The organism is Streptomyces olivochromogenes (assembly GCF_021538895.1).
Classification (GTDB): Bacteria; Actinomycetota; Actinomycetes; order Streptomycetales; family Streptomycetaceae; genus Streptomyces; species Streptomyces olivochromogenes_A.
The window spans coordinates 1-15,824 of record NZ_JADDRL010000055.1 but is presented as its reverse complement, the minus strand read 5'-3'; the positions used below and the strand labels follow the sequence as shown (position 1 = coordinate 15,824).

Below are 15,824 nucleotides of genomic sequence, written 5' to 3'. Positions count from 1 at the left end.
ACGCGACCGAGCGAGACCGCGGAACCGAGCGGGTGCACGGGACCGACGACGAGCGCGGGGCCGGGCGGGAGCGCGGGACCGGGCGGGAGCGCGGGACCGGGCGGGAGCGCGGGACCGGGCGGGAGCGCGGGACCGGACAGGCGGGCGGACCCGGGTGGGTGCTCGGACCCCCGCGGGCACACGGAGTCTGCCGAGTGCGCGGGGGCGACGGCGAGCGCGGGACCGGGTGGGCGCTCGGACCCCCGCGGGCGCACAAAGCCTGCCGGGTGCGCGGCGGCGACGGCGCAGCGCGGGACCGGGCGAGAGCACTGAGCCAGCCGGGTGCTCGGGACCGGGCGAGAGCACGGGACGACGGCGAGCGCGGGCCGGGCGGAAGCACGCGAGAGCGCGAGGCCGGGGCGCCACGCGAAACCGGGCGAGGAGGCGACGTTGTCGTCGGTGCCTCGCCCGGTTCGGGTGGGCCGGTGGGTGGTCAGGGGGACCACTTTCGGCGTAGTACCTCCTCCGCCGGCTTGCCGCGGGGGGTGTAGGCCAGGCCGGTCGGGGTCTCGCCGCTGTTCGGCCAGTCGTCCCACATCCACCAGCACACGCCGGCCCACCACTTGCGGCCCTCGAAGGAGTCGAGCAGGGCGCGGTAGGCGGCGGCCTGTTCGGCGGTGTCCGCCTGTTTGCTGACGGTCCAGGAGTACGGGGCGGTGGTGGAGCCGCGCTGGCTGACGTAGCCCGCCTCGGTGAACAGGATGTGCCGGTCCTGCCGGGCGGCGAAGGCGGCGAGACGGGTGCGGATCGGGGTCCAGGCCCTGGCGAGGCGGGCGCTGTCGGTGGTGGGCCGGTCCGACAGGGGCCAGTAGGCGTCGATGCCGATGACGTCGAGCCGCTTCCAGAACCGGATGTGCTGGTACTCGTCGTAGTTGGCGGCGTAGGTCAGCGGTCCGTCGTAGTGGGACCGGACCGCTTCGATCACCTTCGTCCAGGCGGTGGTGTCGCCGGAGACCCCGGCGAGTTCGGTGCCGACGGCGAACTGCTCGGTGCCGGTGGCGGCGGCGAGGTCGGCGTAGTGCGTGATGAAGCGGCGGTACGCGGCGAACCACGCGGCCCGGTCGCGGGGACGGATCTCGGCGCGGTCGATGTCGCCCGGCAGGTCCACGTGCGGCTTGATCATCACCTTGAGGCCGGCCGCGTGGGCCCGCTTCACGATCCGGCGCAGACTCGCGTCGCTCGCGGTCTCCTCCGTCCGGTGCGCGGAGGTGTCGGTGACCCCGTTCTGGTACCAGGTCGGGGTGAAGGTGACCCAGCGGGCCCCGGCGGCCCGGATGCCGCGCAGATAACGGGGCGCGGCCGGGCTGTCGTAGTCGGTGCGGTACCAGGAGGGCAGGGTGATGCCGCGCACCGTCGGGGCGGCGGGGTGGGAGCGGGAGGCCCGGGTGCCGCCGTGGCCGGCCGCGGCCGGGCCGGTGGACGAGCAGCCGGTGACGGCGAGGAGGACCGCCGCCATGACGGCGACGGTCCTCCTCTTGAGGGCAGGCGCCGTCACAGCGCCGCCGGGCTGACGAAGGTGTAGCCGAGTGCCTTGATGCCGTCGATGGTGTCCTTCAACGGCTGCACCGGGTAGTAGGGGTGGTAGAAGAAGCTCGCGACGCCGTCGCGGACCGCGAGGTTGGCCCGGGCCGAGTTGACGAGGTCGGCCGGCAGCCGGGCCGGGTGGTTGTTGTAGGCCTCCGGCTCGTAGTTGCCGATGTTCTCGGGCAGCACCTTGGTGCCGTACACGTCCTTCACCACGTAGGGGAAGAACTGCCCGATGAACCGGTTCGGGTCGGACGAGGTCCCGCTCAGCGTCCCGGCGAAGTAGAGCGAACGCTCCAGCCGCGCCGAGAAGTTGGAGCTGAAGACCTTGTAGTCGGCCGCCGAGCCCGCGTAGTGCGGGGTGGTCCACAGGGTCGGCCGGGGCAGGCCCGCGAGGAGGAACTGGGTGAGCGCGCTGGTCACCCGGGTCTGCGCCCACAGGGCGGAGTCCTCGGCGACGGGCCCGTCGTAGACGACGTTGTTCGCGGCGTCGACGTGTGCCCGGTAGAACTCGAAGTCGTCACCGGTCACCCCGTTGTAGGGGTTGGCCACGTTGCCGTACTGGTGCGTGTAGCCGTGGTCCATCAGGACCGCGCCCCGGCTCAGCATGTACCTCAGCGCGCTGACCACCTGCGGACGCTGGACGAGCGTGACCGTCTGCGGGACACCGTTGTTGTAGGCGCCGTTGGGGTCCGTGTAGACGGGGATCACATTGATGCCGTAGGGGATGTGCTGCGAGTAGAGGTAGTCGGCCATCGCCCGGAGCTCGGTGGGATCCGAGTCGGGGCTGATGTCCTCCAGGCGCACCACGGCACGGTGCCGCTCGGCGGTGGCCGGGGCGAGGGCGTCGAAGAGCAGGTCCTCGAAGGCGATGACGCGGTCGCTCTCGGAGACGTAGGCGAAGGGGATCTCACCGATGTAGGTGAGGTTGGACGAGCGGACCGCCCAGCCGAAGGTGTGTCCGTTGGAGCTGTCCAGGCCCTCCGCGAGCCGGGTGACGGCCGGATATCCCGTGCCGGTCAGGACGTTGGGGCGCAGCACGCCGCCGTCCTGCCCGGCGGGGATGGTGCGGGTCAGGGTCTGACCGCGGTACGTCACCTGCGTGACGTTGCCCACCGAGCCGCCGTCCTCGTAGTACGACGTCGTCGGGTCCCAGCCGTACTTCTGCGTGAACTGGGTGGCCCCCACCGCGTTGGCCATGCCCCAGATGTTGGCGCCCATCCAGATCACGGGCTTCGTGCTGGTGGAGGCGTCCTGGTAGAAGGCGGCCGGGACGGCGTCCGGGATGTCGCCGCCGTAGTAGGTCGAGCCGATGTAGATCACCGTGGAGTACGAGTCGATCATCCCGGCGGTGTACTGCTGGACCGGTTTGGCCGTCACCGTGCCGAAGTGGCCGGTCAGGTTGGCCGTGGCCATCGCGTACAGCTCGCCCAGCTGTCCGTAAGGGCCGGCCGTGTCGTAGAGCACGAGGGCGGACGGGTCGGCGGCGGCCGCGGCGTCGGCCGGGGCGAGCAGGGCCGCCTGCCGGATCACGGCGCTCGCGGTGCCGACCGGGAGGTCGGCCGCGGTCGCGAGGGTGGTCCGGGTGGTCGTGGTGTCCGGCCGGTCGTGGCGGGCCTCGTCGGCCGTGAGCTGGGACTGCGCCCAGCCCTTGAGGTCGACGCGGCTGAGTCCGGATGCGGTGCCGCCGGCCTCGCCGGGGCGGTGCTGCTCCCCGGCCGCCTGGGCGCCGGCGGCCAGGAACGTGCCGCTGAACACGGCGGTGGCGAGCAGCAGAGCGACGGACATCCTGGAGGTTCCCCGCCTCCGGGACGAGTTGAAAGGTCTCACGATCTTCCCCCCACTTTGCCAATCATTGGCAAAGGTTTTTGCTGGCAAGAAGGCACTGATTCTTCTGGCGGTGCACGGAGGGTGTCAATGGGCAGAAGGGTGAATTCCCACCGGACCATCAGACACCGCCGGAAGACCCCACATGGCCTTTTTCCGGTTTCGCTTCGTAGGCCCCATGGAGGTCTGCTACGTTCACCTTCGCGCGCTGGGGACGCGCATCGAAATGTGGGGGGAAAATGTACGGACGACCCGCCCTGGGGGCACTGCTGCCTCTTGCCGGGGCGATGGCCGCGCCAGAAGCAATACCCGGCCTACCTTTGGCCAAAGCGCTACAGGCGACAGCCGGGGCCGGATTCCTGTTCTATTGCCTGACGGCCTGCCTGATACTGCTGGCCCGGGTACATCTGCGTCGGCAGTCGACCAAGATGCGGATGCATACCGGGGGCAGTCGTGATCGTTGAGTTGCTCCTGTGGTCGAGCATCACTCTCATTGTGATGGCCGGCTGTTACAACACGAGCCTATTCCTTCTCTCGCGGCGCAGAATTCGCCGTTCCCGGACCGACCGGAGAGAACGCTTCTACGTATTTCTCATCGCATGCCTGAACGAGGAAACAGTCCTTTCCGAAAGCCTGGCGCGCATCACCTCGCTGCCCGTCGGGAATTTCATGGCACTGGTGATCGATGACGGCTCGGACGATCGCACCTATCAGATCGCCCGGGCCGCCGACCCGAACCTCGTTCATGTGCACCGGCGCACACCACCCGACTGCCGCCGGGGAAAGGGTGCCGCACTCAACGACGGGGTGCGGCACCTGAGGGAGTCCGGCCTGCTCGCCGGGTACGACCCGGCGGACGTGGTCCTGTGCGTGGTCGACGCCGACGGGCGGCTCGATCCGCACGTCGTGCAGTCGGTCGACCCCTACTTCGACGACCCTCGTACGGGCGCGGTTCAGGTCTGCGTCCGTATGTACAACCGTCACCAGGGGCTCCTCGCGCGCATGCAGGACATGGAGTTCGTCGTCTACGGCGACGTGTTCCAGAGCGCACGCCGGTTCATAGGCAGCGTGGGCATGGGCGGGAACGGGCAGTTCATGCGGCTGTCGGCGCTCAACACCCTGGACGGGAACGGTCCGTGGAGCGACAGCCTGACCGAGGACCTCGACCTCGGGGTGCGGCTGATCGCCAAGGGCTGGACCAACATGCACTGCACCACCGCCGCGGTGTCCCAGCAGGCCGTGCTCAGTCTGCGGCGCCTGGTCCGGCAGCGATCCCGCTGGTTCCAGGGACATCTGCAGTCCGCCGGTCTCGTCCCGCTCATCCTGCGGGACGTGCCGACCCGGCCCGCGCTGGACATGCTCTACCACCTGTCCAGCCCGGTGCTGATCCTGCTCACCTCGCTGCTGCCCATCTCCTTCCTGGTCGCCCTGGGCGCCACCGTGGTGGCCTCCGTCCAGGTGGGACACGCGCTCGTGTCGCCCATGTGGCTGCTCGGGCCCTATGTGCTCTCGTTCACGGCCGCCTACACGTACGGCTTCGTGTACTTCAAGCGTGAGCGCCGGCTGGGACTGGTGCGCTGTGTGCTCCTCGCCCACGTCTTCGTCTTCTACGGCTACATCTGGTTCGCCGCCGGCTGGTGGGGGTTCTGGCGGATGCTCACCGGCAAGCAGACCTGGCTGAAGACCGCGCGCACCTGAGGACGTCCGTCCCGCGCTCGCGGCGTACCCGCCGCGCCTTCTCTCGTCTCACCTTCTCTCAGCGCTCTCATCGCACCTTCTCTCTCATCTCTTCTCCGCACCGCTCACACTCTCGCGCGGTCCTGCGACGACCTCGCGTGCCCTAGGGGGGCCTTCCATGTCCACACCTGTCTCAGTCATGCCCGTACGCGCCATGCTCGTCCTCGGCACCCGGCCGGAGGCGATCAAACTGGCGCCGGTGGCACGGGCGATGGCCGACAGCCCGCAGTTCGAGCCGATCGTCGTCACCACGGGACAGCACCGCGAGATGCTCCACCAGATGCTCGGCCTGCTCTGCGTCGACGTACGGATCGCGCTCGACGTGATGCGCAGCCGCCAGCAGCTGTCCGAACTGACCGCCCGTCTGGTCGGCGAGCTCGGCGAGGTCATGCGGGAGCAGCGGCCGGACCTGGTCGTGGTGCAGGGGGACACCACGACCGCACTGGCCGGCGCGCTGGCCGCGTTCTACGAGAAGATCCCGGTCGCCCATGTCGAGGCCGGGCTGCGCACCGGGGTGATCGACAACCCCTTCCCGGAGGAGCTCAACCGCAGCCTCATCGGCCGCATCGCCCGCTGGCACTTCGCGCCGACCCCGGCCGCGGCCCGGCACCTGACCGAGGAGGGCGTCCCGGCGGAGCAGGTGTTCACCACCGGCAACACCGTGATCGACAACCTGCTGTGGGTACTGGCCGAGGGCACCGGCACCTCCGCGTTCCGCACCGACGCCAAGCGGATCCTGGTCACCCTGCACCGCCGGGAGAACCAGGGCGAACGGATGCGCGGCATGGGCCGGGCGCTCACCCGGCTCGCGGGGCGCGGGGACGTGGAGATCGTGCTGCCGCTGCACAAGAGCCCGGCCGTGCGGGACGTACTGCTGCCCGAACTCGACGGCCACGCCGGCATCTCGCTCGTCGAACCGCTCGACTACCTGGACTTCGCGGCCACGCTGGCCGAGTGCGACCTCGTGCTCACCGACTCCGGCGGCATCCAGGAGGAGGCGCCGAGCCTGAGCAAGCCCGCGCTCGTGCTGCGTACGACCACCGAACGCCCGGAGGCGGTCGAGGTGGGCGCCGCCCGGCTGATCGGCACGGATCCGGAGGCCATCGTGACCTGGGCCGAGCGGCTGTTGGACGATCCGGCGGAGTACCGCAGGATGGCCGGCGCGGGCAACCCGTTCGGCGACGGACGGGCCACCACGCGCGTACTCGCCCAACTGGCCGAGGACTTCGCCGCCGATGTGCCGGTCGGCCTCACCGCCTCCGGGCCATACTCGACGGCATGACTCAGACACCCCTGCGCCCCGTCCGCCGGATCCCGCTGATCCCGCCGGGGCGCAGGGGCCGCCTGCTCAGCGCCCTGGCCCTGGTCCTCACGCTGACCGCCCTGCTGTCGGTCACCCTCACCCAGTGCCGGGGCGACGACGTGCCGCCTCCCGCGCCCTGGATCGACGGCTCGACGCACGGCCGTTGGCTGTCGGTGTTCAACGGCCACGGCACGAACGTGGGCGACGACGACTCCCTGTCGCTGTCCCCGAGGGCCGCGGAGGACCCGGGCACCACGCACGCGGGGCTGGTGGTGAGCATCGCCTCGTACACCGATGTGCGGTACGAGGCCCGGATGCGGACGGTGCGGCAGCTGCGGGATCCCGACCCGAACCCGTGGGAGGTGCCGTGGCTGGTGTGGGCGTACACCGATCCGGAGCACTTCTACTACATCACCCTCAAGCCCAACGGCTGGGAGCTGGGCAAGCGGGACCCGGCCTATCCGGGCGGCCAGCGCTTCCTGGCGACGGGGCGTACGAAGTACCCCGTGGGTGACTGGTACACGGTGCGCGTGGAGCAGCAGGGCGCGATGCTCGCGGTGTCGGTGGACGGGAAGCCGCTGGTGACCTTCAGGGACACCGAACGCCCCTACAACCGGGGCCGGGTGGGGGCGTACACCGAGGACGCCACCGTCAAGTTCGAGGGGCTGCGGGCCGGTTCGGGCTGAGGAGTCCGCGCATGCGCCGGCGCCTGCCCGGTCGTCCGGTCGGGGACAGTGGGGCAGGCGCCGTCGGTGTTCCGTACGCCTTTGTACGGGACGTTGTATGAGGGAACGTCAGGTTCCCGTTGTCGCCGTCAGACCGTCAGTGCGCGGTCCGTCGGGCGGATCGGGGCCGGCAGGTCGCTGGCACCGGTCAGGAAGCGGTCGCAGCCGCGGGCGGCCGAGCGGCCCTCCGCGATGGCCCACACGATGAGCGACTGGCCGCGACCGGCGTCACCGGCGACGAACACGCCCGGCACGTTGGTCTGGAAGTCGGCGTCGCGGGCGATGTTGCCGCGCTCGTCGAGCTCCAGGCCGAACTGCTCGACCAGGCCGTTCTCCCGGTCGGTGCCGGTGAAGCCCATGGCGAGGGTGATCAGCTGGGCCGGGATCTTGCGCTCCGTGCCCGGCTTCTGGGTCAGCTTGCCGTCGACGAACTCGACCTCGACCAGGTGCAGCCACTGGACGTTGCCGTCCTCGTCGCCCTCGAAGTGCGTGGTCGAGACGGAGTAGACCCGCTCGCCGCCCTCCTCGTGGGCGCTGGTGACCTTGTAGAGCATCGGGAAGGTCGGCCACGGCTGGCTGACGTTGTTCCGCTCGTCGCCCGGGCGGGGCATGATCTCCAGCTGCGTGACGGAGGCCGCGCCCTGACGGTGGGCGGTGCCCACGCAGTCGGCGCCGGTGTCGCCACCGCCGATGACGACGACGTGCTTGCCCTCGGCCGAGACCGGGGTGGTGACGTAGTCGCCCTCCTGGACCTTGTTGGCCAGCGGCAGGTACTCCATCGCCTGGTAGACGCCCTTGAGTTCGCGGCCGGGGACCGGCAGGTCGCGGGCGGTCGTGGCGCCGGCGGCGATGACGACCGCGTCGTACCGCTTCTTGAGGTCGGTCGCCCTGAGGTCGCGGCCGATCTCGATGCCGGTGCGGAAGCGGGTGCCCTCCGCGCGCATCTGCTCGATGCGGCGGTTGATGTGCCGCTTCTCCATCTTGAACTCGGGGATGCCGTACCGCAGGAGGCCGCCGACGCGGTCCGCGCGCTCGTAGACGGCGACGGTGTGGCCCGCCCGGGTCAGCTGCTGGGCGGCGGCCAGGCCCGCCGGGCCCGAGCCGATGACCGCGACCGTCTTGCCGGACAGGCGCTCGGGCGCCTGCGGGGCGACGTCCCCGGTCTCCCACGCCTGGTCGATGATCGAGACCTCGACGTTCTTGATGGTGACGGCGGGCTGGTTGATGCCGAGCACGCACGCCGACTCGCAGGGGGCCGGGCAGAGGCGACCGGTGAACTCCGGGAAGTTGTTGGTCGCGTGCAGGCGCTCGGAGGCGGCCGCCCAGTCCTCGCGGTAGGCGTAGTCGTTCCACTCGGGGATCAGGTTCCCCAGCGGACAGCCGTTGTGGCAGAACGGGATGCCGCAGTCCATGCACCGGCTGGCCTGCTTGCTGATGATCGGCAGCAGGGAGCCGGCGACGTAGACCTCGTTCCAGTCCTTGAGGCGCTCGCTGACGGGACGGGTCTGCGCGACCTCACGGCCGTGGTTCAGGAAGCCCTTCGGGTCAGCCATTGATCGCCGCCTCCATCATCTTCTCCTGGGTCTCGGTCTCGGAGAGACCGGCTCGCTCGGCGGCGTCCTTGGCGGCGAGCACTGCCTTGTACGTGCTGGGGATGATCTTGCTGAAGCGCTGCACGGCGGTGTCCCACTCGGCGAGCAGCTTCTCGGCGACGGTGGAGCCCGTCTCCTCCTGGTGCCGGCGCACCACGTCGTGCAGCCACTGCCGGTCGGCGTCGTCGAGCGCCTCGACGCACTCCAGGTTGCCGACGTTGACGTTGTCGCGGTTCAGGTCGATGACGTAGGCGACGCCACCGGACATGCCGGCCGCGAAGTTGCGGCCCGTCTCGCCGAGGACCACCGCGTGACCGCCGGTCATGTACTCGCAGCCGTGGTCGCCCACGCCCTCGGAGACCACCGTCGCACCGGAGTTGCGGACGCAGAACCGCTCGCCCGTGCGGCCGCGCAGGAACAGCTCACCGCCGGTCGCGCCGTACGCGATGGTGTTGCCCGCGATCGTCGAGTACTCGGCGAGGTGGTCGGCGGCCCGGTCCGGGCGGACGATCACACGGCCGCCGGACAGGCCCTTGCCGACGTAGTCGTTGGCGTCGCCCTCCAGGCGCAGCGTGACGCCGCGCGGCAGGAAGGCGCCGAAGGACTGGCCGGCCGAGCCCGTGAAGGTGATGTCGACGGTGTCGTCGGGCAGACCCGCGCCGCCGAACTTCTTCGTCACCTCGTGGCCGAGCATGGTGCCGACCGTGCGGTTGATGTTGCGGATCGCGACCTGGGCGCGCACCGGCTGGGCGTCGGTCGCCGAGTCGGCGGCCAGGGCGTCGGCGGCGAGCTTGATCAGCTCGTTGTCCAGCGCCTTCTCCAGGCCGTGGTCCTGCTCGACGATCCGGTGGCGGACCGCGCCGTCGGGCAGCTCGGGCACGTGGAACAGCGGTTCCAGGTCCAGGCCCTGCGCCTTCCAGTGGTCGACGGCCCGGGTGACGTCGAGCGCCTCGGCGTGGCCGACGGCCTCCTCGATGGAGCGGAAGCCCAGCTCGGCGAGGATCTCGCGGACCTCCTCGGCGATGAACCGGAAGAAGTTCACCACGTACTCGGCCTTGCCGTTGAAACGGTCGCGCAGCACCGGGTTCTGGGTGGCGACGCCGACCGGGCAGGTGTCCAGGTGGCAGACGCGCATCATGATGCAGCCGGAGACGACGAGCGGAGCGGTCGCGAAACCGAACTCCTCGGCGCCGAGCAGCGCGGCGATGACGACGTCACGGCCGGTCTTCAGCTGGCCGTCCGTCTGCACGACGATGCGGTCGCGCAGGCCGTTGAGCAGCAGCGTCTGCTGGGTCTCGGCGAGGCCGAGCTCCCAGGGACCGCCCGCGTGCTTGAGCGAGGTCAGCGGGGACGCGCCGGTGCCGCCGTCGTGACCGGAGATCAGGACCACGTCCGCGTGCGCCTTGGACACACCGGCCGCGACCGTGCCGACGCCGACCTCGGAGACCAGCTTCACGTGAATCCGCGCCCGCGGGTTCGCGTTCTTCAGGTCGTGGATCAGCTGCGCCAGGTCCTCGATCGAGTAGATGTCGTGGTGCGGCGGCGGGGAGATCAGGCCGACGCCCGGGGTCGAGTGCCGGGTCTTGGCCACCCACGGGTAGACCTTGTGGCCGGGCAGCTGGCCGCCCTCGCCGGGCTTGGCGCCCTGGGCCATCTTGATCTGGATGTCGTCCGCGTTGACCAGGTACTCGGAGGTCACACCGAAGCGGCCGGAGGCGACCTGCTTGATGCTGGACCGGCGCGCCGGGTCGTACAGCCGCTCCGGGTCCTCGCCGCCCTCACCGGTGTTGGACTTGCCGCCCAGCTGGTTCATGGCGATGGCGAGGGTCTCGTGCGCCTCCTTGGAGATGGAGCCGTACGACATGGCGCCGGTGGAGAAGCGCTTGACGATCTCGCTCGCCGGCTCGACCTCGTCGATGGAGATCGGCTGCCGGTCGGACGTGAAGCCGAACAGGCCGCGCAGCGTCATCAGGCGCTCGGACTGCTCGTTCACGCGGTCCGTGTACTTCTTGAAGATGTCGTAGCTGCCGGTGCGCGTGGAGTGCTGGAGGCGGAAGACCGTCTCCGGGTCGAACAGGTGCGGCTCGCCCTCGCGGCGCCACTGGTACTCGCCGCCGATCTCCAGCGCGCGGTGCGCGGGAGCGATGCCGGAGGCGGGGTAGGCCTTGGCGTGGCGGGCGGCGACCTCCTTGGCGACGACGTCGATGCCGACGCCGCCGATCTTGGTGGCCGTGCCGTTGAAGTACTTCTCCACGAAGCCCTCGTCCAGGCCGACGGCCTCGAAGACCTGGGCGCCGCGGTAGGAGGCGACGGTCGAGATGCCCATCTTGGACATGACCTTCAGGACGCCCTTGCCGAGGGCGTAGATCAGGTTGCGGATGGCCTTCTCGGCCTCCATGCCCGGCAGGAACGTGCCCGCGCGGACCAGGTCCTCGACGGACTCCATGGCCAGGTACGGGTTGACCGCGGCGGCGCCGAAGCCGATGAGCAGGGCGACGTGGTGGACCTCGCGGACGTCACCGGCCTCGACCAGCAGGCCCACGTGGGTGCGCTGCTTGGTGCGGATGAGGTGGTGGTGGACGGCCGCGGTGAGCAGCAGCGAGGGGATCGGCGCGTGCTCGGCGTCCGAGTGGCGGTCCGACAGGACGATCAGGCGGGCGCCGTTCTCTATGGCGGCGTCGGCCTCGGCGCAGATCTCGGCGATGCGCGCGGCGAGGGCGTCACCGCCACCGCTCACCCGGTACAGGCCGGAGAGGGTCGCGGCCTTGAAGCCGGGCATGTCGCCGTCGGCGTTGATGTGGATGAGCTTGGCCAGCTCGTCGTTGTCGATGACCGGGAAGGGCAGGGTCACGCTGCGGCAGGAGGCCGCGTTCGGCTCCAGGAGGTTGCCCTCCGGGCCGAGCGAGGAGCGCAGCGAGGTGACGAGCTCCTCGCGGATGGCGTCCAGCGGCGGGTTGGTGACCTGCGCGAACAGCTGGGTGAAGTAGTCGAAGAGCAGCCGCGGGCGCTCGGAGAGAGCCGCGATCGGGGAGTCCGTGCCCATCGAACCGATCGGCTCGGCGCCGGCCTTGGCCATGGGCGCCAGGATGACGCGCAGCTCCTCCTCGGTGTAACCGAAGGTCTGCTGGCGGCGGGTGACCGAGGCGTGGGTGTGGACGATGTGCTCGCGCTCGGGCAGGTCGCCCAGCTCGATCTCGCCGGCCTCCAGCCACTCGGCGTAGGGCTGCTCGGCGGCGAGGGTCGCCTTGATCTCGTCGTCCTCGATGATGCGGTGCTCGGCGGTGTCGACGAGGAACATCTTGCCGGGCTGCAGACGGCCCTTGCGGACGACCTTGGCGGGGTCGATGTCGAGGACGCCGACCTCGGAGCCGAGGACGACCAGGCCCTCGTCGGTGACCCAGTAGCGGCCGGGGCGCAGACCGTTGCGGTCGAGCACGGCGCCGACCTGGGTGCCGTCGGTGAAGGTGACACAGGCCGGGCCGTCCCAGGGCTCCATCATCGTGGAGTGGAACTGGTAGAAGGCGCGCCGGGCCGGGTCCAGGGAGTCGTGGTTCTCCCACGCCTCCGGGATCATCATCAGCACGGAGTGGGGCAGCGAGCGGCCGCCCAGGTGCAGGAGTTCGAGCACCTCGTCGAAGGACGCCGAGTCGGAGGCGTCCGGCGTGCACACCGGGAAGATCCGCTCCAGGTTCTGGTTTCCGAAGAGTTCGGAGACCAGCTGGGACTCGCGGGCGCGCATCCAGTTGCGGTTGCCCTTGACGGTGTTGATCTCACCGTTGTGCGCGACGAAGCGGTACGGGTGCGCGAGCGGCCACGACGGGAAGGTGTTCGTGGAGAAGCGGGAGTGGACGAGCGCGACGGCCGAGGCGAAGCGGCGGTCGGACAGGTCCGGGAAGAAGGGCTCCAGCTGGCCGGTGGTCAGCATGCCCTTGTAGACGATGGTGCGGGCCGAGAGGGACGGGAAGTAGACACCGGCCTCGCGCTCGGCGCGCTTGCGCAGGACGAACGCCTTGCGGTCCAGCGCGATGCCCTCGCTGGCGCCGTCGGCGACGAAGACCTGCCGGAAGGCCGGCATGGTCGAACGGGCGGTGGCGCCGAGCAGCTCGGGAGCGACCGGGACCTCGCGCCAGCCGAGGACGGTGAGGCCCTCCTCGGCCGCGATCGTCTCGATCTTCGAGACGGAGTCCTCGGTGCCCTCCTCCGGGAGGAAGGCGATACCGACGGCGTAGGAGCCCGCCGCGGGGAGGTCGAAGCCGGCCACCTCGCGGAAGAAGGCGTCCGGGACCTGCGAGAGGATGCCCGCGCCGTCGCCGGAGTCGGGCTCGGAGCCGGTGGCGCCGCGGTGCTCCAGGTTGCGCAGAACCGTGAGGGCCTGTTCGACCAGCGCGTGGCTCGCCTCACCGGTCAGGGTGGCCACGAATCCGACGCCACAGGCGTCGTGCTCATTGCGGGGGTCGTACATACCCTGCGCAGCAGGGCGAGCATCCATGAACGACCAGTTCTGGCCATTCGCGGAATGCTGGGACGGCTGGCGCGGCGTACGCATCGGCTCTCCCGTCGTCGTCATGTGGCATGTGGCAAGTGCCGAGGGACGACGTTGGCCCTCTGCTGTGTGGCTAAATTTCGTGCAGATTACATGATGGAGCGATGCTCGCGAACCGGATACTGCGTTCCAACATGCGGACGCCGCCGGGTCGCGGCAGGGTGCCGTGGGTGACGGCAGGGTGCCGCACGCGGGCGGCTGAAAGTGTGTGGGGACCGAGCCGGACAAGATCGATCAGATCGGTACCGGTTGGCCCGCGAGGGGGGCGGGAGGAGCGTGTCGCCCATCCCGCGGGTGCGCGGCAGGCGTCATTGCCCGCAGCGCTTACGGCTCATGCCCCGTGGTTAAGCATTTGAAACCAGCGAGTAACGGCTACTTATACGGCCCAACGCATAGGTAGCATCGAGATCATCCTACGGCCGTTCCGAACAAGCTGCCCAGGGCGTACGTCACACCGGCCGCGGCACCGCCGAGCGCGAGCTGCCGAAGGCCGCTGAACCACCAGGTGCGTGCCGTCACCTTGGCCACCACGGCACCACAGCCGAACAGCCCGGCGAGCGCGAGCAGCACGGCGGGCCACAGCGCGGCCGCGCCCAGCAGGTACGGCAGTACGGGCAGCAGGGCGCCCAGCGCGAAGGAGCCGAACGACGACACGGCCGCGACCAGCGGGGACGGCAGGTCGCCGGGGTCGATGCCGAGCTCCTCGCGGGCGTGTATCTCCAGGGCCTGCTCGGGGTCCTGGGACAGCTGCCGGGCCACCTCGCGGGCCAGCGCGGGCTCCACGCCCCGGGCCTCGTACAGCGCGGCGAGCTCCGCCTCCTCGTCCTGCGGGTGCTTGCGCAGCTCGCGCCGCTCCACGTCCAGCTCGGCCTCGACGAGTTCGCGCTGCGAGGCGACGGAGGTGTACTCACCGGCGGCCATGGAGAAGGCACCCGCCGCGAGGCCGGCGAGCCCGGTGATCACAATGGTCTGGTGACTGACGGCGCCGCCCGCGACGCCGGTCATCAGGGCGAGGTTGGAGACCAGGCCGTCCATCGCGCCGAAGACGGCGGGGCGCAGCCAGCCGCCGTTCACGTCACGGTGCGTGTGGTTGTCGCGGTGCGCCTCGTGCAGCGCGGCCTCGGTGTCGATGATGGCCACAGGGATCCCCCAGGAATGCTTAGGCAAAGCTAACTTTTGGACGCGTTCTACTTTTCGACAACACCGAACGTACGCCCTGAAATTCCTTCGCGCCAGCAAGGAAAGGCTGGGCTAACCTGCGGTTTTACCTGACCTTGCTCATCCGAGTAGGGGACTGCACATATGTCGACCGGGTGACGCTGCGGGTCGGCAGGCTCTCCGGCGGCGCTCCCGTGGGACACATCCCCGTATGGCATCGATCGCCGGCATTCCGTCGGTCCCGGCACCCGGGGACGCCGCCGAACTCCGTGAACGGGCGCGTGGCGCGCTGCTCGGACTGGCCGTCGGGGACGCGCTCGGGGCACCCGCCGAGAACCTGAGACCGTCCGAGATCCGGGCCCGCTGGGGCCGCATCACCGGGTACGTCGCCGAGAAGCCGTCGGGCACCGACGACACCGAGTACGCGATCTTCTCCGGGCTGCTGCTGGCCCGGCACGGCTCGGCGCTGACACCGGGCCATGTCGAGGCGGCCTGGCACCAGTGGATCGCCGACCGGGAGGAGGGCCCCTTCCGGGGCGCGGGCTTCAGCGAGCGCGGCACGCTGGAGAACCTGCGCCGGGGTCTCGCGGCGCCCATCTCGGCCCAGCACCGGCACGCCTGGAGCGACGGGCTGGCCATGCGCGCGGCCCCCTTCGGGGTGTTCGCGGCGGGCCGCCCCGCCGAGGCGGCCCGGCTGGTGGCCATCGACGGCTCGGTCAGCCACGACGGCGAGGGCATCTACGGCGGCCAGGCGGTCGCGGCCGGGGTGGCGGCGGCGATGGCGGGCGCTCCGCCCAGCGTGGTCGTCGCCTCGGCGCTCGCGGTGGTCCCCGACGACTCCTGGACGGCCCGCTCGCTGCGCCGGGCAGTGGCGGTGGCCCATCGGGGCGAGCGGGCGGTCCGCTCCGCCGTCGTGATCGGCGGCTACCCCTGGACCGACCTCGCGCCCGAGGCGGTGGCGCTCGCCTTCGGCGCGTACGCGGCCTCGGACGGCGACTTCCGGCAGGCCGTCCTCACGGCGGTGAACATGGGCCGCGACGCCGACACCACGGCCGCGGTGGCCGGCGCCCTGGCCGGCGCTACTCAGGGCGTCTCGGCGATCCCTCCCGACTGGGCCGCCGCCATCGGCCCCGCCCGCGGCACCTGTCTCCCCTCCATGTCCGGCCACCACGTCCTGGACGTGGCCGAACTCCTGGTACCGGGAGAGGGCGGCAAATGGGGAGCGGACGTGGTGCACCCGGCCTTCCTCCCCACGGCGACACGGGGCCTGGCCTGGGAGACGGCGGGGGCCGGAGCGGGAGCGGCCGAGGGGAACACCGTGTCCAGCGGGGGACGGGAGTCGGTGCCGGATCCGGGGCGGGAGTGCGTTCCGGACG

General features: G+C 70.7%; 9 protein-coding genes. 4 read left to right on the top strand and 5 right to left on the bottom strand.

Features of this window, described 5'->3' with window-relative positions:
• Positions 1–472: 472 nt before the first annotated feature.
• Both IPZ69_RS26010 and IPZ69_RS26005 read right to left on the bottom strand, forming a co-directional pair.
• Positions 473–1,495, bottom strand: coding sequence for a glycoside hydrolase family 113 (locus IPZ69_RS26010; protein ID WP_268835052.1), 1,023 nt, complete (start codon positions 1,493–1,495; stop codon positions 473–475).
• Positions 1,496–1,530: 35 nt separating this feature from the next.
• The gene (locus IPZ69_RS26005; protein ID WP_235456898.1) at positions 1,531–3,351 is read right to left on the bottom strand and encodes a DUF2334 domain-containing protein; all 1,821 of its coding nucleotides are present in this window, start codon (positions 3,349–3,351) and stop codon (positions 1,531–1,533) included.
• 537 nt (positions 3,352–3,888) lie between these two features.
• On the opposite strand from IPZ69_RS26005, the gene IPZ69_RS26000 reads away from it, so the two are divergent.
• The 3 genes from IPZ69_RS26000 to IPZ69_RS25990 all read left to right on the top strand — a co-directional run bounded on the left by IPZ69_RS26000 (position 3,889) and on the right by IPZ69_RS25990 (position 7,116).
• Complete coding sequence (locus IPZ69_RS26000) at positions 3,889–5,088, top strand: glycosyltransferase (protein WP_235456897.1); 1,200 nt, start codon at positions 3,889–3,891, stop codon at positions 5,086–5,088.
• A gap of 157 nt (positions 5,089–5,245) precedes the next feature.
• Positions 5,246–6,409: a non-hydrolyzing UDP-N-acetylglucosamine 2-epimerase gene (wecB, locus tag IPZ69_RS25995; protein ID WP_235456896.1), complete on the top strand. Its 1,164-nt coding sequence runs from the start codon at positions 5,246–5,248 to the stop codon at positions 6,407–6,409.
• Entirely contained in the window at positions 6,406–7,116 is a 711-nt protein-coding gene (locus IPZ69_RS25990) for a calcium-binding protein (protein ID WP_235456895.1), read from the top strand. The genes wecB and IPZ69_RS25990 overlap by 4 nt, the downstream gene beginning before the upstream one ends.
• A 128-nt stretch (positions 7,117–7,244) precedes the next feature.
• Here the strand turns inward: IPZ69_RS25990 and IPZ69_RS25985 are convergent, their stop codons facing one another.
• The 3 genes from IPZ69_RS25985 to IPZ69_RS25975 form a co-directional block, all read right to left on the bottom strand.
• Positions 7,245–8,708 carry a glutamate synthase subunit beta gene (locus IPZ69_RS25985; protein ID WP_235456894.1) on the bottom strand — a complete coding sequence of 488 codons (1,464 nt, stop codon included), beginning with the start codon at positions 8,706–8,708 and terminating at the stop codon, positions 7,245–7,247.
• Positions 8,701–13,293, bottom strand: coding sequence for a glutamate synthase large subunit (gene gltB, locus IPZ69_RS25980; protein ID WP_235456892.1), 4,593 nt, complete (start codon positions 13,291–13,293; stop codon positions 8,701–8,703). The genes IPZ69_RS25985 and gltB overlap by 8 nt, the downstream gene beginning before the upstream one ends.
• A 405-nt stretch (positions 13,294–13,698) precedes the next feature.
• Entirely contained in the window at positions 13,699–14,430 is a 732-nt protein-coding gene (locus tag IPZ69_RS25975; RefSeq protein WP_235456890.1) for a VIT1/CCC1 transporter family protein, read from the bottom strand.
• A gap of 229 nt (positions 14,431–14,659) precedes the next feature.
• On the opposite strand from IPZ69_RS25975, the gene IPZ69_RS25970 reads away from it, so the two are divergent.
• A partial coding sequence (locus IPZ69_RS25970) for an ADP-ribosylglycohydrolase family protein (RefSeq protein WP_235456889.1) occupies positions 14,660–15,824 on the top strand: 1,165 nt, incomplete at its 3' end.

Coding starts and splice junctions, on each gene's coding strand:
- IPZ69_RS26010 (WP_268835052.1), bottom strand. CDS start 1,495: ATGGCGGCGGTCCTCCTCGCCGTCACCGGCTGCTCGTCCACCGGCCCG.
- gltB (WP_235456892.1), bottom strand. CDS start 13,293: ATGCGTACGCCGCGCCAGCCGTCCCAGCATTCCGCGAATGGCCAGAAC.
- IPZ69_RS25985 (WP_235456894.1), bottom strand. CDS start 8,708: ATGGCTGACCCGAAGGGCTTCCTGAACCACGGCCGTGAGGTCGCGCAG.
- IPZ69_RS26005 (WP_235456898.1), bottom strand. CDS start 3,351: ATGTCCGTCGCTCTGCTGCTCGCCACCGCCGTGTTCAGCGGCACGTTC.
- IPZ69_RS25990 (WP_235456895.1), top strand. CDS start 6,406: ATGACTCAGACACCCCTGCGCCCCGTCCGCCGGATCCCGCTGATCCCG.
- IPZ69_RS26000 (WP_235456897.1), top strand. CDS start 3,889: ATGGCCGGCTGTTACAACACGAGCCTATTCCTTCTCTCGCGGCGCAGA.
- wecB (WP_235456896.1), top strand. CDS start 5,246: ATGTCCACACCTGTCTCAGTCATGCCCGTACGCGCCATGCTCGTCCTC.